The 18,232-nt window shown below is 63.6% G+C and carries 18 protein-coding genes; 14 read left to right on the top strand and 4 right to left on the bottom strand.

All coding sequences use genetic code 11. The annotated features are described in order from the left end of the window. Positions 1-76: 76 nt before the first annotated feature. From ribF to ispH, 5 genes are all read left to right on the top strand, one after another. The gene (ribF, locus tag J4E58_RS15710; RefSeq protein ID WP_164486052.1) at positions 77-1,021 is read left to right on the top strand and encodes a bifunctional riboflavin kinase/FAD synthetase; all 945 of its coding nucleotides are present in this window, start codon (positions 77-79) and stop codon (positions 1,019-1,021) included. Positions 1,022-1,034: 13 nt separating this feature from the next. Further along, the gene (gene ileS, locus J4E58_RS15705) at positions 1,035-3,866 is read left to right on the top strand and encodes an isoleucine--tRNA ligase (protein WP_087091946.1); all 2,832 of its coding nucleotides are present in this window, start codon (positions 1,035-1,037) and stop codon (positions 3,864-3,866) included. Further along, on the top strand, positions 3,859-4,371 hold the full coding sequence (gene lspA / locus J4E58_RS15700) for a signal peptidase II (protein ID WP_025807545.1): 513 nt from the start codon (positions 3,859-3,861) through the stop codon (positions 4,369-4,371). The genes ileS and lspA overlap by 8 nt, the downstream gene beginning before the upstream one ends. A 7-nt stretch (positions 4,372-4,378) precedes the next feature. Then, a complete protein-coding gene (gene fkpB / locus J4E58_RS15695; protein ID WP_172833189.1) occupies positions 4,379-4,816 on the top strand; it encodes an FKBP-type peptidyl-prolyl cis-trans isomerase in 438 nt (145 codons plus the stop codon). A gap of 139 nt (positions 4,817-4,955) precedes the next feature. Further along, on the top strand, positions 4,956-5,903 hold the full coding sequence (ispH, locus tag J4E58_RS15690) for a 4-hydroxy-3-methylbut-2-enyl diphosphate reductase (protein ID WP_085534619.1): 948 nt from the start codon (positions 4,956-4,958) through the stop codon (positions 5,901-5,903). Here ispH and J4E58_RS15685 read toward each other — a convergent pair whose 3' ends face one another. Next, positions 5,904-6,428 carry a GspH/FimT family protein gene (locus tag J4E58_RS15685; RefSeq protein WP_087091947.1) on the bottom strand — a complete coding sequence of 175 codons (525 nt, stop codon included), beginning with the start codon at positions 6,426-6,428 and terminating at the stop codon, positions 5,904-5,906. Between the two features lie 133 nt (positions 6,429-6,561). Here J4E58_RS15685 and J4E58_RS15680 point away from each other — a divergent pair, with 133 nt between their 5' ends. The 7 genes from J4E58_RS15680 to thiO are packed head-to-tail and all read left to right on the top strand — an operon-like array spanning position 6,562 to position 13,307. Then, positions 6,562-7,032, top strand: a complete 471-nt coding sequence (locus tag J4E58_RS15680) for a GspH/FimT family pseudopilin (RefSeq protein WP_053262735.1) — start codon at positions 6,562-6,564, stop codon at positions 7,030-7,032. After that, positions 7,029-7,484 carry a type IV pilus modification protein PilV gene (gene pilV, locus J4E58_RS15675; RefSeq protein WP_087091948.1) on the top strand — a complete coding sequence of 152 codons (456 nt, stop codon included), beginning with the start codon at positions 7,029-7,031 and terminating at the stop codon, positions 7,482-7,484. The genes J4E58_RS15680 and pilV overlap by 4 nt, the downstream gene beginning before the upstream one ends. Beyond that, positions 7,481-8,191, top strand: coding sequence for a PilW family protein (locus tag J4E58_RS15670; RefSeq protein WP_087091949.1), 711 nt, complete (start codon positions 7,481-7,483; stop codon positions 8,189-8,191). The genes pilV and J4E58_RS15670 overlap by 4 nt, the downstream gene beginning before the upstream one ends. Positions 8,192-8,202: 11 nt before the next feature. Then, complete coding sequence (locus J4E58_RS15665; RefSeq protein WP_238437658.1) at positions 8,203-8,679, top strand: PilX N-terminal domain-containing pilus assembly protein; 477 nt, start codon at positions 8,203-8,205, stop codon at positions 8,677-8,679. Then, positions 8,666-11,737, top strand: coding sequence for a pilus assembly protein (locus tag J4E58_RS15660; protein ID WP_087091950.1), 3,072 nt, complete (start codon positions 8,666-8,668; stop codon positions 11,735-11,737). The genes J4E58_RS15665 and J4E58_RS15660 overlap by 14 nt, the downstream gene beginning before the upstream one ends. A gap of 13 nt (positions 11,738-11,750) precedes the next feature. After that, positions 11,751-12,152 (top strand): type IV pilin protein, encoded by a 402-nt coding sequence (locus J4E58_RS15655; RefSeq protein ID WP_087091951.1) that lies wholly within the window; start codon positions 11,751-11,753, stop codon positions 12,150-12,152. A gap of 54 nt (positions 12,153-12,206) precedes the next feature. Beyond that, the gene (gene thiO / locus J4E58_RS15650) at positions 12,207-13,307 is read left to right on the top strand and encodes a glycine oxidase ThiO (protein ID WP_087091952.1); all 1,101 of its coding nucleotides are present in this window, start codon (positions 12,207-12,209) and stop codon (positions 13,305-13,307) included. On the opposite strand, the gene J4E58_RS15645 is transcribed toward thiO, so the two are convergent. From J4E58_RS15645 to J4E58_RS15635, 3 genes are all read right to left on the bottom strand, one after another. Then, complete coding sequence (locus tag J4E58_RS15645) at positions 13,304-14,632, bottom strand: sigma-54 dependent transcriptional regulator (protein WP_087091953.1); 1,329 nt, start codon at positions 14,630-14,632, stop codon at positions 13,304-13,306. The two genes, thiO and J4E58_RS15645, sit on opposite strands and share 4 nt — an antisense overlap. A gap of 281 nt (positions 14,633-14,913) precedes the next feature. After that, the gene (locus J4E58_RS15640; RefSeq protein WP_007924721.1) at positions 14,914-15,147 is read right to left on the bottom strand and encodes a PP0621 family protein; all 234 of its coding nucleotides are present in this window, start codon (positions 15,145-15,147) and stop codon (positions 14,914-14,916) included. Positions 15,148-15,281: 134 nt separating this feature from the next. Further along, positions 15,282-16,304, bottom strand: a complete 1,023-nt coding sequence (locus J4E58_RS15635; RefSeq protein WP_007924720.1) for an outer membrane protein assembly factor BamD — start codon at positions 16,302-16,304, stop codon at positions 15,282-15,284. Between the two features lie 151 nt (positions 16,305-16,455). On the opposite strand from J4E58_RS15635, the gene rluD reads away from it, so the two are divergent. Continuing rightward, positions 16,456-17,418: a 23S rRNA pseudouridine(1911/1915/1917) synthase RluD gene (gene rluD / locus J4E58_RS15630; protein WP_007924719.1), complete on the top strand. Its 963-nt coding sequence runs from the start codon at positions 16,456-16,458 to the stop codon at positions 17,416-17,418. After that, a complete protein-coding gene (gene pgeF / locus J4E58_RS15625) occupies positions 17,415-18,140 on the top strand; it encodes a peptidoglycan editing factor PgeF (RefSeq protein ID WP_087091954.1) in 726 nt (241 codons plus the stop codon). Before rluD ends, pgeF begins: the two co-directional genes overlap by 4 nt. Positions 18,141-18,232 lie beyond the last annotated feature (92 nt).

The raw sequence follows: 18,232 nt of genomic DNA, 5'->3' as shown, positions 1-18,232 counted from the left end.
TTTGGCGCGTGCTGTTGCCTGTCACCGGCCGTCGGGTGTGGTTATAATCGACCACTTTATGAGCAAGAAGCGCGTTATGCAGCTGGTCCGAGGCCTCCACAACCTGCGCCCCCAGCATCGGGGCTGTGTCGCCACTATTGGCAACTTCGACGGTGTTCACCGTGGCCACCAGGCTATCCTGGGCCGGCTGCGTGAGCGTGCGCTTGAGTTGGGCGTGCCCAGCTGCGTGGTGATATTCGAGCCGCAGCCGCGCGAATTCTTCGCTCCGGATACCGCCCCGGCCCGCCTGGCACGCTTGCGCGACAAGCTGCAGCTGCTGGCCGAGGAGGGCGTCGACCGGGTCCTGTGCCTGGCGTTCAACCAGCGCTTGAGCAAGCTCAGCGCCAGCGAATTCGTCGAGACCATCCTGGTCGACGGCCTGGGTGTGCAGCATCTGGAAGTCGGCGACGATTTTCGCTTCGGTTGCGACCGAGTCGGTGACTTCGACTTCCTGCAAAAAGCCGGTATCACCCACGGGTTTACCGTCGAGGCCGCGCAGACTGTCGAGCTGGATGGCTTGCGCGTCAGCAGCACCCAGGTCCGCAATGCCCTGGCGGCTGCCGATTTCGTATTGGCCGAGCGTCTGCTCGGTCGCCCGTTCCGCATCGCCGGGCGGGTCCTGCACGGACAGAAGCTGGCGCGCCAGTTGGGTACGCCAACCATCAATGTGCAGCTCAAGCGCCGCCGTGTACCGCTGTCCGGGGTGTACCTGGTCAATGTCGACATCGACGGCAAGACCTGGCCGGGCGTCGCCAATATTGGCGTGCGGCCGACGGTAGCAGGTGATGGCAAGGCCCACCTGGAAGTCCATCTTTTAGATTTTGCCGGCGATCTGTATGACCGGCGTTTGACGGTGGTTTTCCACCATAAGCTGCGTGAAGAGCAGCGTTTCGCCTCTCTGGAGGCGCTGAAGACGGCGATCAACGCGGATGTCGCCGCCGCCCGTGCCGAAGTTGCACGTATCCATAGCGCCAATCGCTAATGAAGAGCCTTAAATGACCGACTATAAAGCCACGCTAAACCTTCCGGACACCGCCTTCCCAATGAAGGCCGGCCTGCCTCAGCGCGAACCGCAGATTCTGCAGCGCTGGGACAGCATTGGCCTGTACGGTAAGTTGCGCGAAATTGGCAAGGATCGTCCGAAGTTCGTACTTCACGACGGTCCGCCCTACGCCAACGGCTCGATTCACATCGGTCATGCGGTCAACAAGATTCTCAAGGACATGATCATCCGCTCGAAGACCCTGGCGGGCTTCGACGCGCCTTATGTTCCGGGTTGGGACTGCCACGGTCTGCCGATCGAGCACAAGGTCGAGGTCACCCACGGCAAGAACCTGTCCTCGGACAAGACCCGTGAGCTGTGCCGTGCCTACGCCACCGAGCAGATCGAAGGCCAGAAAGCCGAGTTCATCCGCCTCGGCGTGCTGGGCGACTGGGCCAACCCGTACAAGACCATGGACTTCGCCAACGAGGCCGGGGAAATCCGCGCCCTGGCGGAAATGGTCAAGGGCGGTTTCGTGTTCAAGGGCCTCAAGCCAGTGAACTGGTGCTTCGACTGCGGCTCGGCCCTGGCTGAAGCGGAAGTCGAGTACCAGGACAAGAAGTCCTCGACCATCGACGTGGCCTTCCCGATCGCCGACGAAGCCAAGCTGGCCGCGGCCTTTGGCCTGGCCACGCTGAGCAAGCCGGCTTCGATCGTGATCTGGACCACCACTCCGTGGACCATCCCGGCCAACCAGGCGTTGAACGTTCACCCTGAGTTCAACTACGCCCTGGTCGACGCTGGCGACAAGCTGCTGGTGCTGGCCGAGGAGCTGGTGGAGTCCTGCCTGGCTCGCTACAACCTGGAAGGCTCGGTCATCGCCACCGCCCCGGGTTCGGCGCTGGAGCTGATCAACTTCCGTCACCCGTTCTACGATCGTCTGTCGCCGGTGTACCTGGCTGAGTACGTCGAGCTGGGCGCTGGTACCGGCGTGGTTCACTCCTCGCCAGCCTACGGCGAAGACGACTTCGTGACCTGCAAGCGTTACGGCATGGTCAACGACGACATCCTCAACCCAGTGCAGAGCAATGGCGTGTACGCCACCTCGCTGGAGTTCTTCGGCGGCCAGTTCATCTGGAAGGCCAACCCGGCCATCGTCGACAAGCTGACTGAAGTCGGTGCGCTGCTGCATACCGAAACCATCAGCCACAGCTACATGCATTGCTGGCGCCACAAGACCCCGCTGATCTACCGCGCCACCGCGCAGTGGTTCGTCGGCATGGACAAGCAGCCAACCAGCGGTAACACCCTGCGCCAGCGTGCGTTGCAGGCCATCGAAGAGACTCAGTTCGTGCCGGCCTGGGGCCAGGCGCGCCTGCATTCGATGATCGCCAACCGTCCGGACTGGTGCATCTCCCGTCAGCGCAACTGGGGCGTGCCGATCCCATTCTTCCTGCACAAGGAAAGCGGCGATCTGCACCCACGCACCGTCGAGTTGATGGAAGAAGTCGCCAAGCGCGTCGAGCAGGAAGGCATCGAAGCCTGGTTCAAGATGGACGCGGCCGAGTTGCTGGGCGACGAAGCCCCGCAATACGACAAGATCAGCGACACCCTGGACGTCTGGTTCGACTCCGGTACCACTCACTGGCACGTGCTGCGCGGCTCGCACCCGATGGGCCACGCCAGCGGCCCGCGTGCCGACCTGTACCTGGAAGGTTCCGACCAGCACCGCGGCTGGTTCCACTCGTCCCTGCTGACCGGCTGTGCGATCGATGGCAATGCGCCGTATCGCGAACTGCTGACCCACGGTTTCACCGTCGACGAGAACGGCCGCAAGATGTCCAAGTCCCTGGGCAACGTGATCGCGCCGCAGAAGGTCAACGACACCCTGGGCGCCGACATCATGCGCCTGTGGGTCTCGGCCACCGACTACTCCGGTGAAATGGCGGTTTCCGACCAGATCCTGCAGCGCAGCGCCGACGCCTACCGGCGTATCCGCAACACCGCGCGCTTCCTGCTCTCCAACCTGAGCGGCTTCAACCCGGCCACCGATATCCTGCCGGCCGAAGAAATGCTCGCCCTGGACCGTTGGGCCGTGGACCGTACCCTGCTGCTGCAGCGCGAGCTGGAACTGCACTACGGCGAGTACCGCTTCTGGAACGTCTACTCCAAGGTGCACAACTTCTGCGTGCAGGAGTTGGGCGGTTTCTACCTGGACATCATCAAGGACCGCCAGTACACCACTGGCGCCGACAGCAAAGCCCGTCGTTCGTGCCAGACCGCGCTGTTCCACATCTCCGAAGCGCTGGTGCGCTGGATCGCGCCGATCCTCGCCTTCACCGCCGACGAGCTGTGGCAGTACCTGCCGGGCGAGCGCAACGAGTCGGTCATGCTCAACACCTGGTACCAGGGCCTCAGCGAGCTGCCGGAAGGCTTCGAGCTGGACCGTGCCTACTGGGAGCGGATCATGGCGGTCAAGGTCGCGGTCAACAAGGAAATGGAAATCCAGCGCGCGGCCAAGGCCGTCGGTGGCAACCTGCAAGCCGAAGTGACCCTGTACGCCGAAGAAGCGTTGAGCGCCGACCTGGCCAAGCTGAGCAACGAGCTGCGCTTCGTGCTGATCACCTCCACCGCCAGCGTCGCGCCTTTCGCGCAGGCACCGGCGGATGCGGTGGAAACCGAAGTCGCCGGCCTCAAGCTGAAAGTGGTCAAGTCGAGCTTCGCCAAGTGCGCCCGTTGCTGGCACTGCCGTGAAGATGTCGGCGTGCACCCCGAGCACCCGGAAATCTGCGGTCGCTGCGTCGACAACATCAGCGGCGCAGGCGAGGTTCGTCACTATGCCTAATGCCGCGGGCCGTTTCGGCCGTCTGGGCTGGCTGTGGTTGAGCGTGCTGGTCCTGGTCATCGACCAGGCCAGCAAGTTGCACTTCGAAAGCTCGCTGTCGATGTACCAGCAGATCGTGGTGATCCCGGATTACTTCAGCTGGACCCTGGCCTACAACACCGGCGCGGCATTCAGCTTCCTGGCGGACAGCTCAGGCTGGCAACGCTGGTTGTTCGCCCTGATCGCGGTGGTGGTCAGCGCGGTGCTGGTGGTCTGGCTCAAGCGCCTGGGGCGCAACGAAACCTGGCTGGCGGTCGCCCTGGCACTGGTGCTGGGCGGCGCGCTGGGCAACCTGTATGACCGCATCGCCCTGGGCCATGTGATCGATTTCATCCTGGTGCATTGGCAGAACCGCTGGTATTTCCCGGCGTTCAACTTTGCCGACAGCGCCATCAGCGTAGGTGCGGTGATGCTTGCGCTGGATATGTTCAAAAGCAAGAAAACCGGAGAAGCCGTTCATGACTGAACAGGTATTGGCTGAACAACGCATCGGCCAGAACACGGAAGTCACTTTGCATTTCGCATTGCGCCTGGAGAACGGCGACACGGTGGACAGCACCTTCGACAAGGCCCCGGCGACCTTCAAGGTCGGTGACGGCAACCTGTTGCCAGGTTTTGAAGCGGCCCTGTTCGGCTTCAAGGCGGGTGACAAGCGTAACCTGACCATCGAGCCGGAAAACGCCTTTGGCCAGCCGAACCCGCAAAACGTGCAGATCATTCCCCGTTCGCAGTTCCAGGATATGGAGCTGTCCGAAGGCCTGCTGGTGATCTTCAACGATGCGGCGAATACCGAGCTGCCAGGCGTGGTCAAAGCTTTTGATGACGCCCAGGTGACGGTTGATTTCAACCATCCGTTGGCCGGTAAAACCTTGACCTTTGATGTCGAGATCATCGACGTTAAAGCGCTGTAACTAACGAAACCAGCCTGCTGTAGGAGCGAGCTTGCTCGCGAAGTTCTTCAACGATAACGCCGGCATTCAGGATGAGCGCGGCGTCTTTGAGTTCTTCGCGAGCAAGCTCGCTCCTACAGGGCAAGACACGAGGCACAGCATGCAAATCAAACTCGCCAACCCCCGTGGCTTCTGCGCTGGCGTGGACCGCGCGATCGAAATCGTCAATCGCGCCCTGGAGGTCTTCGGGCCGCCGATCTACGTGCGTCATGAAGTGGTGCACAACAAATTTGTCGTCGAAGACCTGCGCGCTCGCGGCGCGATCTTTGTCGAGGAGCTGGACCAGGTGCCGGATGACGTCATCGTGATCTTCAGTGCCCACGGCGTTTCCCAGGCCGTGCGCAGCGAAGCGGCGGGCCGTGGCCTGAAAGTCTTCGATGCGACCTGCCCGCTGGTGACCAAGGTGCATATCGAAGTGGCGCGCTACAGCCGCGACGGTCGCGAATGCATCCTGATCGGCCATGCCGGCCATCCGGAAGTCGAAGGCACCATGGGCCAGTACGACGCCAGCAATGGAGGCTCGATCTACCTGGTGGAAGACGAGCAAGACGTCGCCGAGCTGCAGGTGCGCAATCCTGAAAAGCTGGCGTTCGTTACCCAGACCACCTTGTCGATGGACGACACCAGCCGGGTCATCGATGCCTTGCGCCAGCGTTTCCCGGCGATTGGCGGGCCGCGCAAGGACGACATCTGCTACGCCACGCAGAACCGTCAGGACGCGGTCAAGCAACTGGCCGACGAGTGCGATGTGGTACTGGTGGTGGGCAGCCCGAACAGCTCCAACTCCAACCGCCTGCGTGAACTGGCCGAGCGCATGGCCACCCCGGCGTACCTGATCGACGGTGCCGAGGACATGCAACGCAGCTGGTTCGATGGCGTCGAGCGCATCGGCATCACCGCCGGGGCTTCGGCTCCCGAGGTGCTGGTACGGGGCGTGATCGAGCAGTTGCACGCCTGGGGCGCTACCGGCGCCGACGAATTGGCCGGCCGCGAAGAAAACATCACTTTCTCCATGCCCAAAGAGCTGCGCGTTCGCTCCCTGCTCTGATCAGCCCCGCCTGTCGCATAACGCCTGCGCGGCCTTGTCGCTGCGCAGGCTGACCCGCCCACTGCGGGAAAGCACCACCTGGTGCTGGCTCGTTCCCGGATCGGCCGCGCAGATGTGCAGCGTCCCGGCCTGAAAGGCGCCGCTGGGCAGCTGCGGATCACCCAGGCCACTGAAGCGCACGAAATGCTCCACCGGGCGATTGCCGACAATCGCCACCCGCGCGTCCCCCCGGCGTTCAAGCAATACCGGGTTATCGCTGTCCTGCGAGCCCTCGCCGCTGATATCCAGAATGATCCGCCAGCCTTGGCTCCAGTCATCGTTCAACCCGTGAATCACGGTTCGCTGCTGACGCAGGATGGCTTCGGTGCGCGCATTGCGAATGCCGCTGGCAAGCATCTGTGCGGCATCCAGCCGGCGTGTCGACTGGAACAACTCCCCGAATGAGGTGGTGGCGAACAGCATCAGCAGGCTGGCAAGCACCAGGCCCACGATTATTTCGATCAGGCCGAAACCCTTCTGCGACATGGTTCTCCCTCCATGGAGTGCGCCAGGTCCGGACAATCCTTGCCCGGCCATTGAGCAAAACCTCAAACCCTCGGTCTATGAAGGTTCGAAGTGCCTGAGCCAGTTATAGCCGCTGGCCGCTCAAGGGGATGGCATGCGTCACCGTACAGAAGGTTTCACGCTGATCGAATTACTGGTGGCCCTGGCAGTTTCGGCGGTTTTGTTGACCCTGGTGGTTCCCGCGTTCAGTCAGATGGCGCAGCGCTCCAAGGCCGACAGCGACATCAGCGAACTGCTGCGCAGCTTGAATTACGCGCGTCTGGAGGCGATCGACAGCGGCTTGCCGGTTCACCTGCGCCCGGCCGCGGTCGATTCGGACTGGAGCCGGGGGCTGTCGATTTATCAAGGCGACGGACCGGCGACGAATGTATTGCGGGTTGTTCCCGCGGTCAGTCGCGGCGCCCGGCTGACGCTAACCTCTGAATTCGACAGCATTGGCTTCAACGCGTTGGGCGGTGTATCGGCAGCGGTCCCGCCGGTCATGACTTATGTGCTGGGCGAGCAACACAGGACGATCACGCTGTGCCTGAACGGACGGATAGCGGTAAACGGGGAGTGCAAATGACGGGCAGGAGCGTGCAGGCCGGAATGACGCTGATCGAGGTGCTGGTGGCGGTGCTGATTCTCGGCGTCGGCCTGCTCGGTGCGGCGGCGGTCCAGCTCAATGCCCTGCGCTACACCGACAGTGCATTGATGACCAGCCAGGCCAGCTTCATCGCCTATGACATGCTCGATCGCATCCGCGCCAACAGCGCCGCGGACTACACCGTGGCAGCTCCCGAGGCCGGCAATTTCGGTGTGGTTCGGGACCAGGACCTCTATGACTTCCAGCGCAATGTCGAGAGTTTCGGCGGGCCGACCGCCGAGGGCCATATCAGCCTCAAACAGGGCGTGTTCACCATCAGCATCACCTGGGACGACGCCCGTGCCGCCCATTCTTCTGGCGAGCCTGCTGAAGGCTCCCGCAGTTTTGTCCTGAGCAGCCGGGTGGCAGTGGATCCGGGGAGCAAGCCATGAGACGCGGGAACAGCGGCTTCGGCCTGATCGAAATGCTGGTGGCGCTGGCGTTGAGCCTGATCGTGGCCTTGGGCGTGACGCAGATTTTCATCTCGGCCAAAAACACCTATGTCAGCCAGAACGCTTCGGCCAGCCTGCAAGAGGATGCGCGCTTCGTGCTGAGCAAGATGATCCAGGAGATACGCATGGTCGGCATGTTCGGCTGCCTGCAGAGCATCGCCGATGCCAGCATTGCCGCGGATTTCGCCGGCCATGCGCAAACGCCGATTCGCTGGGACAACGCCAACCACCGGCTGACGCTGGTCACGGCCGATATCGGCGACAGCGGTGGCACCCCGACCTGGACCGTGCTGAGCGATTGCCGCAATAGCGCCACCGCCTACACCGGCGCCCGCAAGGCCCCCTCGGGGCAGCAGGCGTTTGCGGTGCGGCGACTGGTGTACAGCTTGAAGGACGATCAACTGCTGATGGGCACCGGCACTGGCTCCGGCCAGGCGGTGCTGGTGAACAATGTCAGCGCGTTCGACGTGTCGTTCGGCATCGCCAGCACCGCCACGGATGTCGCGGCCTCCAGCTATAGCCGTGATCCCGCAGACCCGGCACGGATCCGCAGCGTGCGTTTGAGCCTGACCCTGAGCGATCCCCAGGCGCGAGTGCGGCCGCAGACGTTCAATGTGGTGGCCGCCTTGCGCAATCGCCTGTTGTGAGGGAGTTGCCGATGACTTCGTATCGAACGGCTCCCGGGGCGCAGCGCGGCATGGCGCTGTTGATGAGCTTGGTGTTCCTGTTGCTGCTGACCTTGATTGGCATTTCGTCGATGCAGAACGCGACCTTGCAGGAAAAGATGGCCGGCGGCCTGTGGCTGCGCAATCAGTCGTTCCAGGCGGCGGAGATGGCGCTGCGCATCGGTGAGAGCGCGGTGCAGCAGGACAGTTATGTATTGGCGGCCTGTAGCGGCGGCCAGTGCGCGCCGCCCGGCGAGTCCGCGGCTGTCAGCGCCGCGGGCCACAACAGCCATTCGGGCGTGACCTGGATCGCCACCGGTAACGGATTTTACGCTGTACAGAACCTCGGTACGACGCTGGGGGCAGTCCATGTGCCGAGCAACACTTCCGCGACCCTGTACCGGGTGACCGCTGTCGGGCTGGCCGGCCACTCGCGCAGCGTGCTGGAGAGCATTTATGCCAAGTATTGAAAGGCCTGGGGGATTGCTGGCTGGCGCTTTGCTGGGTCTCTATCTGAGTGCCCCGGCCTATGGCTTCAGCCCGGCGCAGGCACCTTTGGCGAACGCGGCGGCGGTGGCACCGAATGTGATGCTGCTGCTCGACGATTCGCAGAGCATGAACAGCGTCGTCTATGCCCCGGGCTTCGATCCCGGGCTGGCGCGGGCGCCGGTCAGGCCGTGCCGGATGCAGGCGGGCGAATGCCTGGCCGGAGCCAGTCCGAGCGCGGATTCGCTTGCTCTCTCAACGCTGAGCCAGGCGGGCTGCGCCAGCGGTTATGTCGGTTTCTACCGTGACCATGCCCGGCCACAGTGCCTCAAGCTGCCTGATCCCGCGGGGAACGGCCGCACCCGTTATTCGGCTGCCTATTTGGCTTACCTGCTGGCCCTGGCCGACGGTCGCGATCGGGATTTCACCGATGGCTCGATTCCCGTTCAAGACCGGATGACCCTGGTGCGTGAGGCCGCCAGCAAGCTGGTGGCTGACAACCGCGCGCTGCGCATTGGCCTGGCGAGCTTCAACCCGCCAGCGGGCGGCGATCTGGCGCCGGGTGGGCGTATCGTGCGCGCCATCAGCGATCTGGCTCCGGTCGGCGATCAGGTCAGCCGGGCTCAGGCCGACGCTAACTACCAGGCATTGCTGTCCGCCATCGGCGGGCTCAGGGCCTCGGCCGAGGCGCCGCTGGCGGAAACCTATTACGAGATCAGCCGTTATTTTCGTGGCCTGACGCCTTACTACAACAGCACGCCCTCTACCTATGGCAGCCCGATCCAGTATCGCTGCCAGCGCAATTACGGCCTGGTGGTGACGGATGGCCTGCCCAGTTACGACCACAGTTTTCCCTCCCGTGAACCCCAGGGGGCGAGCAGCCTGCCAGATTGGGATGGGGTGCCCAATGACGGCATTAATCCTGGTGGCAACGAGGAGGGCAGCAGCCTGTATCTGGATGACATCGCCAAGCTGGCGGTGGATATCGACATGCGCGCGGCAGGCATGGATATCGCGGGGAAAAGCTGGGATTCGGCGGGCTTCGCGCAGCAGCACATGAACACTTACACCATCGGTCTCAACGCGCAGTACCCCATGCTGGCGGATGCGGCGAACTATGGCCGGGGCAAGTTCTACCCGGTGATCGACAAGGCGGGGCTCGACGCCGCGCTGGCCTCGGCCCTGGGCGAGGTTTCGGCTTCCGCCGCCCAGGCGGGCAGCGCCACGGCGGGGGCCGCCGGGCTGGCCAGCGGTTCGAGTTATTTCCAGGCGTCTTATGACCCCGTCGATTGGCACGGCACCATCAGGGCGTATGGCATCAGCCCCGCTGGTGCGGTCGACACCAGTACGCCGCTGTGGAGCACGGACTCGACCCTGGTTGCCGGTACGTCGCCGGGGATCTTCCAGACTTGGAACAGTGTCTCCCGAACCGCCGTTGCCTTGCGCCATGACCAACTGTCCGGTGCGCAGCAGGCCGCGCTCGCCCAGAACCTGCCGCCCGGCACCGCCGCGGCCGATCTACTGGCCTGGAGCCAGGGGAGTAACCGGGCCGGGCTCAAGGTGCGGAGCCGATTGCTGGGGGACATCGTCAACTCGCCGCTGGTCATGGCGGCGCCGACCGCGCAGGACGCCGCCGACCTGCAGGGCGACAGCGACTACAGCGCCTACCTGGCGAGCAAGGCCCAAGGCATGACCCCGAGCCTGCTGGTCAACGCCAATGACGGCCTGCTTTCGCTGATCGACCCTGAGAATGGCCGGCGCCGCTACGCCTATATGCCCTCCAGTGCCTTGCCGCTGCTGCATCACATCGCCGACCCCGGCTATGTCAACGGGGAGCGTCACCGGTTTTTGGCCGATGGCCCGGTGGCGGTCTTCGATGCCCAACTCGGCGCGGCCTGGGCAACCCTGGCGCTGGCAGGCACCGGGGCCGGCGGCAAGGTGTTTTACGCGGTGCAGCTGTATGGCCAGGCCGGCAATACGCCGCAGGCGCTGTGGGAAATTGCCGCGCCTGAGGTTGCCGATAACAGCCACCCGTTCAATGACCTGGGTTATGCCTACGCCCGTCCGGAAGTGGCACGCTTGGCCGACGGGCGCTGGGCGGCTTTCATCGGCAATGGCTATGGCAGCCATTCCGGGCTCGCCGCCCTGTATGTGGTGGATATTCGCGATGGCTCGTTGATCAGGAAAATCCCGGTCGATGGCAGTGGGCAGGAGAACGGCTTGTCCTCGGTGAAGGTGCGGGTGGACAGCCAGAATGTGGTCCAGGCGGCCTATGGCGGCGACCTTCAGGGCTATCTGTGGAAGTTCGATTTGAGCGGTTCGGCGCCGGACAGCTGGGGCCTGGCCTTTGGTGGTGCTCCGTTGTTCAGCGCTCCGGGTGGCGCGAGCCAGCCGATCACCGCGCAGCCGTTGCTGGTGGATCATCCCGAGGGCGGCAAGCTGGTGCTGTTCGGCACCGGCAAGCTCAGCGAGCTGGCCGACAAGCGCAGCAAGGATGCCCAGGGTTTCTACGCGGTCTGGGATGCCCCGGCTGGGACGGGCAGCATCACCGTGGCTGACCTGCAGGCGCAAGCGATCACTGGGCTGTTTACCGGCAGCGCGGGCTCCTATATCACCAGCACCCAGGCGGACGTCAGTTATCCGGCCGAGCAGGGCTGGTACCTGCCGCTGGGGGAGGCGTCGAGTGGCGAGCGGGTCATCAATCAGGCCACGCTGGTGGCGGGTCGCGTTGTCTTCAGCACTGCTGCTGTCGAGGCGGGCGACCCTTGTTCCAGCGCCGGCAACGGCAAACTGGTCGAGCTGGACGCATTCAGCGGTAAGATGCAGGGCGACGCGGTGCTCGACACCAATGGCGATGAAGTGGTCGACGGTCTGGATACGCCTTCCAGCGGTGTCATCTTTACCGGCGGCATTCCTGCATTGAGCGCTGTGCTTAATCGCGCTACCCGCAAAATCGTCAGCGATTCCGGCGGCGGTATCGCCTCTCTGGTCGAGAAGCCGGGCGGTGGCAGCCGCCGCATCATGTGGCGACAAATACAGTAAGTGAGAGTGAGGCATGCGTAGATCCAACCAAGGTTTTACCCTGATCGAAATCATGATCGTGATTGCGGTCATCGGGCTCGTTGTCACCCTGAGCCTTCCCAGCATCACCGAGTACGTGAAGAAAACCCATCGCACGCAGATTGCCGGCCTGCTGTCGGAACAGGCGCAGAGTCTCGAGCGGTTTCATTCCAAGGGCGGTGTCTACAGCAACGCTCCGGGCCTCAGCGCCGGCAACGACGACTACAGCATCACGCCAGTCCTGGCCGACCAGAGCTTTACCCTGACCGCGACGCCGAAAACCGAGAGCATGATGGCCGGCGACAAATGCGGCGAGTTCACCCTTAGCCACACCGGTGCCATGGGCAACAACAATATGGCCGACGGGGTGACCAGCAAGGATTGCTGGGGGCGCTGAACAACCTTCTCGGGCGCTGGCGGCGCCCGGTGTTTTCATTTCCTGGACTGGACTATGGCAAAGCAACAGCAAGTGGTGATTGTCGGCGGTGGAGTGATCGGCCTGCTGACCGCGTTCAACCTGGCGTCCGCCGGGCAGCAGGTGGTGCTGCTCGAACGCTCGAATGTCGGCCAGGAATCCTCCTGGGCCGGCGGCGGGATCGTCTCGCCGCTGTACCCCTGGCGCTACAGCCCGGCGGTCACGGCGCTGGCGCATTGGTCGCAGGACTTTTATCCACAGCTGGCCGAACGCCTGTTCGCCACCACCGGTGTCGATCCCGAAGTGCACACCACCGGCCTGTACTGGCTGGACCTCGACGACGAGGCCGAAGCACTGGCCTGGGCCCGGCGCGAACAGCGGCCATTGAGCGCTGTGGATATCTCGGTGGCCCATGACGCGGTGCCGGTGCTGGGTGGCGGTTTTTCGCGGGCGATCTACATGGCTGACGTGGCCAACGTGCGCAATCCGCGCCTGGTCAAGTCGCTGAAGGCCGCCCTGTCGGCGTTGCCAGCGGTGACCCTTCACGAGCAGTGCGAAGTCAGCGGGTTTATCCGCGAAGGTGAGCGAGTGCTCGGGGTGCAGACCTCCCTGGGCGAAATCCGTGGCGATCAGGTGGTGCTGGCGGCAGGGGCCTGGAGCGGCGAATTGCTCAAGGGCCTGGGGCTGGCGTTGCCAGTGGAGCCGGTCAAAGGCCAGATGATCCTCTACAAGTGCGCGTCGGATTTTCTTTCCTGCATGGTCCTGGCCAAGGGGCGTTACGCGATTCCCCGGCGCGACGGCCACATCTTGATCGGCAGTACCCTGGAGCACGAAGGCTTCGACAAGACCCCCACCTCGTCGGCCCTGGAAAGTCTGAAGGCTTCGGCCATCGAGTTGATCCCGGCGCTGGCGCAGGCCGAGGTGGTGGGCCATTGGGCGGGGTTGCGCCCAGGTTCGCCCGAGGGCATTCCCTATATCGGCCCGGTGCCCGGGCTGGCGGGGCTGTGGTTGAACTGCGGGCATTACCGCAATGGCTTGGTCCTGGCGCCCGCGTCCTGCCAGCTGTTCACCGACCTGATGCTGGGCCGGGAGCCAATCATCGACCCGGCGCCTTATGCGCCCAGTGGGCGAATTTAATCCAGGCCGAGTTTCTTCAGCCGGTAGCGCATCGAGCGAAACGACAGGCTCAAGCGCTGGGCCGCCGCCGTGCGGTTCCAGCGGGTGTGCTCCAGGGCCTGGAGGATCAGTCGGCGCTCGACTTCTTGCAGATGTTTCTCAAGGTTGATCACCTGTGCCGGTCCGGGCGTGATGGCCGGGTGGGCGCCGTTGGGCGTCAGGCGCAGGTCGCGTGCTTCGATCCGCCGGTTCTCGCACAGGGTGTGCGCCCGTTCGAGCAGGTTCTCCAGTTCGCGCACGTTACCGGGAAAGTCGTAGCCCTGGAGTGCCAGCAACGCGCTTGGCTGAAGCCGTGTCAGTTGTTGGCCGTTACCCTGCGCCAGGCGCTCGAGGATGGCGGTGGTCAAGGGTTCGATATCGGCCTTGCGCGCCCGTAGCGCTGGCACCGGCAGTTCGATCACGTTCAGGCGGTAGTAGAGATCTTGGCGAAAGCGCCCGGCATGTACTTCCGCCTGCAGCGCCTTGTGGGTGGCGCAGAGAATGCGCACATCGACCTGGACTTCCTGCTGTTCGCCGACGCAACGTACCGCCTTCTCCTGCAGCGCGCGGAGCAATTTGACCTGCATCGCCAGCGGCAGATCGGCCACCTCATCGAGAAACAGTGTGCCGCCGTGCGCCGCCTGGAACAGGCCGGGCTTGTCTTCGATAGCGCCGCTGAAGCTGCCTTTGCGATGGCCGAAAAACTCGCTCTCCATCAGCTCCGGTGGGATGGCCCCGCAATTGACCGGCACGAAGGCGTGGCTGGCTCGAGGACCCAGATCGTGGATCGCGCGGGCGACCAGTTCCTTGCCGCTTCCGGACTCTCCGCTGATATAGACCGAGGCCTGGCTCCGGGCCAGTTTGCCGATTTGTCCGCGCAGCTTGTGCATGGCGGCCGAATCGCCGAGCAATGGGCCGGTGGCAGGGGGCGGGGGTGTCGATCCGGGCAGGGCACCATTCAGCAGTTCGCGCAAGCGCGCCAGGGCCACGGGTTTGCTCAGGAAGTCGATGGCCCCGGCCTTCAGGGCGTGGATTGCGGTTTCCTGGCGGGCGCAGGTGCTGAGTATGGCCAGCGGCATTCGCAGCTGGCGGCACCGGATATGCTCGAGTAATTCCAGCCCCGTGCCGTCGGGCAAATGCAGGTCGCTCAGGCACAGGTCGAAGCCTTCCCGCGCCAGCCAGTGACGCGCTTCGCCCAGGGTGCGGGCGCTGCGGGTATGGCGTTGCATCCGGCCGAGGCTGATTTCCAGATATTCGCGAATGCCTGGATCGTCATCGACGATCAAGACTTTTTGTCGTGGGCTCATGCCGCTTACTGCTTCATCCGTGAGCGAAAGAGGTGCGAGAGCACCCGCCATCCTGGCGTGTCGTGAAGTCTAGGCAGGCTTGAGGTCGTTGGCCCGCTCAAGGCCGGGCGGTGCGGGGCCGTTTGGTCGAATTCAAGATGACGCGCAGGGTAATAGCCCCGATTTGCCGAGGGTTGCCGGCCGGAAGCGAGGTGAGGAGGGGCGGTGGCTTTTTTGTAGCGAATTATTCAGCGGTGCAAACAACGTGCTTTTGACGTCATATGCACCGCTGCGGTCGAGGTTCAGCGATCGCGGGAGATCGGACCTTGCTCCAGGTGCGCCTGGCTGCAATACCACTGTTGCTCGAGGCTCAGCGCCCGATCGCGGGGCAGGTGCACGCCGCAGTGGGCACAACGCACCATGGGCGTGGTGCTGGGTTCGCGGGGCGCAGCGGTGCCGGAGGCGGGCTGCTTGAATTTGCGCCAGAGCCATACCGCAGCGGCAATCAGGGCGATCCAGAACAGTAGACGAAGCATGGTAGCCAGCTATGTGAGTGAGGAACCGGCAGTTTAGCCAAGGTCATGCCGGGCGCACAGTGCAATCAGCGCTGAAATCCACGGACAAAAAAAGGGAGACTCGAAAGTCTCCCTTTTTTGTGACCGCGGCGGTGTCAGTCGAACACGCCGAAGGTCATGTAGCTGAACCACGAGCGGTCGCTGTTGTTGCCTTCGGCTTCGTGCTGTTCTTCTTCGACAGCGTCGCCATTGGCGTCTTTAGGCTTGAGCTCGGCCGGAATCGCATCCTTGGCGTCCTGGTATTGCTTCATCACGTCCTGGTTGGCGCGGGTTTCTCCCGGCGGCAGCGGTGGGCGGGACTCGATCAGGCCCAGGGTGGCCTTGCTCAGCCAGGAGCGGTTGTCCGCCTCGGCGACCCGTGGCACAAACTGGCCGTCGACCAGAGTCGGGTGATCGGGGTAGTTGAGCTTCAGGGTTTCCAGGCTGGTGGCGGCCAGCTCGTCCAGGTGCAGACGTTGGTAAGCCTCGGTCATCACCGCCAGGCCATCGGCCACCGACGGGGTTTCCTGGAAGTTTTCCACCACGTAGCGGCCACGGTTGGCGGCGGCTACATAGGCCTGACGGGTCAGGTAGTAGTCGGCCACGTGGATTTCGTAGGAGGCCAGCAGATTGCGCAGGTAGATCATGCGCTGCTTGGCGTCCGGCGCGTAGCGGCTGTTCGGGAAACGGCTGGTGAGCTGGGCGAACTCGTTGTAGGAGTCGCGCGCGGCACCCGGGTCACGCTTGGTCATGTCCAGCGGCAGGAAGCGCGCCAGCAGGCCGACGTCCTGGTCGAAGGAGGTCAGGCCCTTGAGGTAGTAGGCGTAGTCCACGTTCGGGTGTTGTGGATGCAGACGGATGAAACGCTCGGCGGCGGACTTGGCGGCCTCCGGCTCGGCGTTCTTGTAGTTGGCATAGATCAGTTCGAGCTGTGCCTGATCCGCGTAGCGACCGAACGGATAACGCGACTCCAGGGCCTTGAGCTTGGCTGTGGCGCTGGTATAGCTGTTGTTGTCCAGGTCGGTCTGCGCCTGCTGGTACAGCTCGACCTCGCTCAGGTTTTCGTCAACGACTTCCTTCGATGAGCAAGCAGCGGTCAGTGCGAGGATGGCGATCAGCAGCAGGTGTTTCACTTGCATGGCGGCTTGCGTCCCTATGACGGCCGCTGTCTTGGGCGGGGCCGTCCTGTTATGATGAGCGCCCCGTTGAAAAGCCTCGGGGCAAAAGACGCCGTATTTAACCACAAGCGCGCAGCCGAAACCAAAGGCTGTGCCGACGCCTAGTCTGAGCATGTCCGATAAAATTGAACTTCGCGCAGAGGTGCCGTCCGAACTGGGCGGCCAACGCCTCGATCAAGTCGCCGCCCAATTATTCGCTGAGCACTCGCGCTCGCGCCTTTCCGCCTGGATCAAAGACGGCCGCCTGACTGTGGATGGAGCGGTTATCCGCCCGCGAGACATCGTCCATGGCGGCGCGGTTCTTGAGCTGACCGCCGAGCAGGAAGCTCAGGGAGAATGGATCGCTCAGGACATCGAACTGGATATCGTCTATGAAGACGACGACATCCTGGTGATCAACAAGCCTGCCGGCCTGGTGGTCCACCCCGCCGCCGGTCACGCCGATGGCACGCTGCTCAATGCCCTGCTGCACCATGTCCCGGACATCATCAACGTGCCGCGCGCCGGCATCGTCCATCGCCTGGACAAGGACACCACCGGTCTGATGGTGGTGGCCAAGACCATCCAGGCGCAGACCCAGCTGGTTGCCCAGTTGCAGAGCCGCAGCGTCAGCCGCATCTATGAATGCATCGTGATCGGCGTGGTCACCGCCGGTGGCAAGATCAACGCCCCGATCGGCCGGCATGGCCAGCAACGCCAGCGCATGGCAGTGATGGAAGGCGGCAAGCCGGCCGTCAGCCACTACCGCGTACTGGAGCGTTTCCGTTCCCACACCCATGTCCGGGTGAAACTGGAAACCGGGCGGACCCACCAGATCCGTGTGCACATGGCCCATATCAACTATCCGTTGGTCGGCGATCCGGCCTACGGTGGCCGTTTCCGCATTCCGCCCGCCGCGAACCCGACCATGGTCGAATCCCTCAAGCACTTCCCGCGTCAGGCGCTGCATGCGCGGTTCCTTGAGCTGGATCATCCGACCACCGGCGAGCGCATGAGCTGGGAATCGCCGCTGCCGGAAGATTTCGTCTGGCTGCTGACCCTGCTCAAGCAGGATCGCGAGGCTTTCGTCGGATGAGTGACTGGCTGATTCCTGACTGGCCCGCGCCGGCCGGGGTCAAAGTCTGCGTCACCACCCGTGCGGGCGGCGTCAGCCTGGCGCCGTTCGACAGCCTCAACCTGGGCGATCATGTCGATGACAACCCAGAGGCGGTGGCCGAAAACCGCCGTCGCCTGACCGATCGTTTCTCTATAAAGCCAGCCTGGCTGAAACAGGTTCACGGTATTGATGTGGTCGAGGCGGATCCGTCCGTCGTCGCCACCGCCGATGCCAGCTGGACCGCCACGCCCGGCATTGCCTGTAGCGCCATGACCGCCGATTGCCTGCCAGCGCTGTTCTGCGACCGCGCCGGTACTCGGGTGGCGGCGGCCCATGCCGGTTGGCGTGGGCTGGCGGCCGGGGTGCTGGAAGCGACGCTCGATAGCCTGAAAGTCGCGCCAGAGGATGTATTGGTCTGGCTGGGGCCGGCCATTGGTCCGCAAGCCTTCGAGGTCGGACCGGAAGTGCGTGACGCTTTCGTCCGGCACTTGCCACAGACCGAACAGGCCTTTGTACCGAGCCACAACCCCGGCAAGCTCATGGCTGATATCTATATGTTGGCCCGCCTGCGCCTGGCGGCATGCGGCGTCACCGCCGTGTATGGCGGCGGTTTCTGCACCGTGAGCGATCCGCGTTTCTATTCCTACCGCCGCAGCCCGCGCACCGGGCGCTTCGCTTCCCTGATCTGGCTGGAACGCTAGACTCTTCTGACCTGTGTCAAGCTCGCAAGGCTTGAATCTTCCAGAATCGACCGCATCTACAGGGGTATCTGGCAGGTTTCTCTATTTAGGTG

Source organism: Pseudomonas sp. FW305-25 (genome assembly GCF_017351415.1).
Taxonomy (GTDB): domain Bacteria; phylum Pseudomonadota; class Gammaproteobacteria; order Pseudomonadales; family Pseudomonadaceae; genus Aquipseudomonas; species Aquipseudomonas chlororaphis.
The sequence above is the reverse complement of the archived record's forward strand: the minus strand, read 5'-3'. Positions and strand labels throughout refer to the sequence as shown.

What these genes read in the sequence shown, in the direction of transcription:
- J4E58_RS15660 (WP_087091950.1), top strand. Translation starts at nt 8,666, where the DNA reads ATGCCAAGTATTGAAAGGCCTGGGGGATTGCTGGCTGGCGCTTTGCTG.
- J4E58_RS15645 (WP_087091953.1), bottom strand. Translation starts at nt 14,632, where the DNA reads ATGAGCCCACGACAAAAAGTCTTGATCGTCGATGACGATCCAGGCATT.
- J4E58_RS15665 (WP_238437658.1), top strand. Translation starts at nt 8,203, where the DNA reads ATGACTTCGTATCGAACGGCTCCCGGGGCGCAGCGCGGCATGGCGCTG.
- thiO (WP_087091952.1), top strand. Translation starts at nt 12,207, where the DNA reads ATGGCAAAGCAACAGCAAGTGGTGATTGTCGGCGGTGGAGTGATCGGC.
- J4E58_RS15655 (WP_087091951.1), top strand. Translation starts at nt 11,751, where the DNA reads ATGCGTAGATCCAACCAAGGTTTTACCCTGATCGAAATCATGATCGTG.
- J4E58_RS15635 (WP_007924720.1), bottom strand. Translation starts at nt 16,304, where the DNA reads ATGCAAGTGAAACACCTGCTGCTGATCGCCATCCTCGCACTGACCGCT.
- ribF (WP_164486052.1), top strand. Translation starts at nt 77, where the DNA reads ATGCAGCTGGTCCGAGGCCTCCACAACCTGCGCCCCCAGCATCGGGGC.
- J4E58_RS15685 (WP_087091947.1), bottom strand. Translation starts at nt 6,428, where the DNA reads ATGTCGCAGAAGGGTTTCGGCCTGATCGAAATAATCGTGGGCCTGGTG.
- pgeF (WP_087091954.1), top strand. Translation starts at nt 17,415, where the DNA reads ATGAGTGACTGGCTGATTCCTGACTGGCCCGCGCCGGCCGGGGTCAAA.
- J4E58_RS15670 (WP_087091949.1), top strand. Translation starts at nt 7,481, where the DNA reads ATGAGACGCGGGAACAGCGGCTTCGGCCTGATCGAAATGCTGGTGGCG.
- ileS (WP_087091946.1), top strand. Translation starts at nt 1,035, where the DNA reads ATGACCGACTATAAAGCCACGCTAAACCTTCCGGACACCGCCTTCCCA.
- J4E58_RS15680 (WP_053262735.1), top strand. Translation starts at nt 6,562, where the DNA reads ATGCGTCACCGTACAGAAGGTTTCACGCTGATCGAATTACTGGTGGCC.
- lspA (WP_025807545.1), top strand. Translation starts at nt 3,859, where the DNA reads ATGCCTAATGCCGCGGGCCGTTTCGGCCGTCTGGGCTGGCTGTGGTTG.
- rluD (WP_007924719.1), top strand. Translation starts at nt 16,456, where the DNA reads ATGTCCGATAAAATTGAACTTCGCGCAGAGGTGCCGTCCGAACTGGGC.
- pilV (WP_087091948.1), top strand. Translation starts at nt 7,029, where the DNA reads ATGACGGGCAGGAGCGTGCAGGCCGGAATGACGCTGATCGAGGTGCTG.
- ispH (WP_085534619.1), top strand. Translation starts at nt 4,956, where the DNA reads ATGCAAATCAAACTCGCCAACCCCCGTGGCTTCTGCGCTGGCGTGGAC.
- J4E58_RS15640 (WP_007924721.1), bottom strand. Translation starts at nt 15,147, where the DNA reads ATGCTTCGTCTACTGTTCTGGATCGCCCTGATTGCCGCTGCGGTATGG.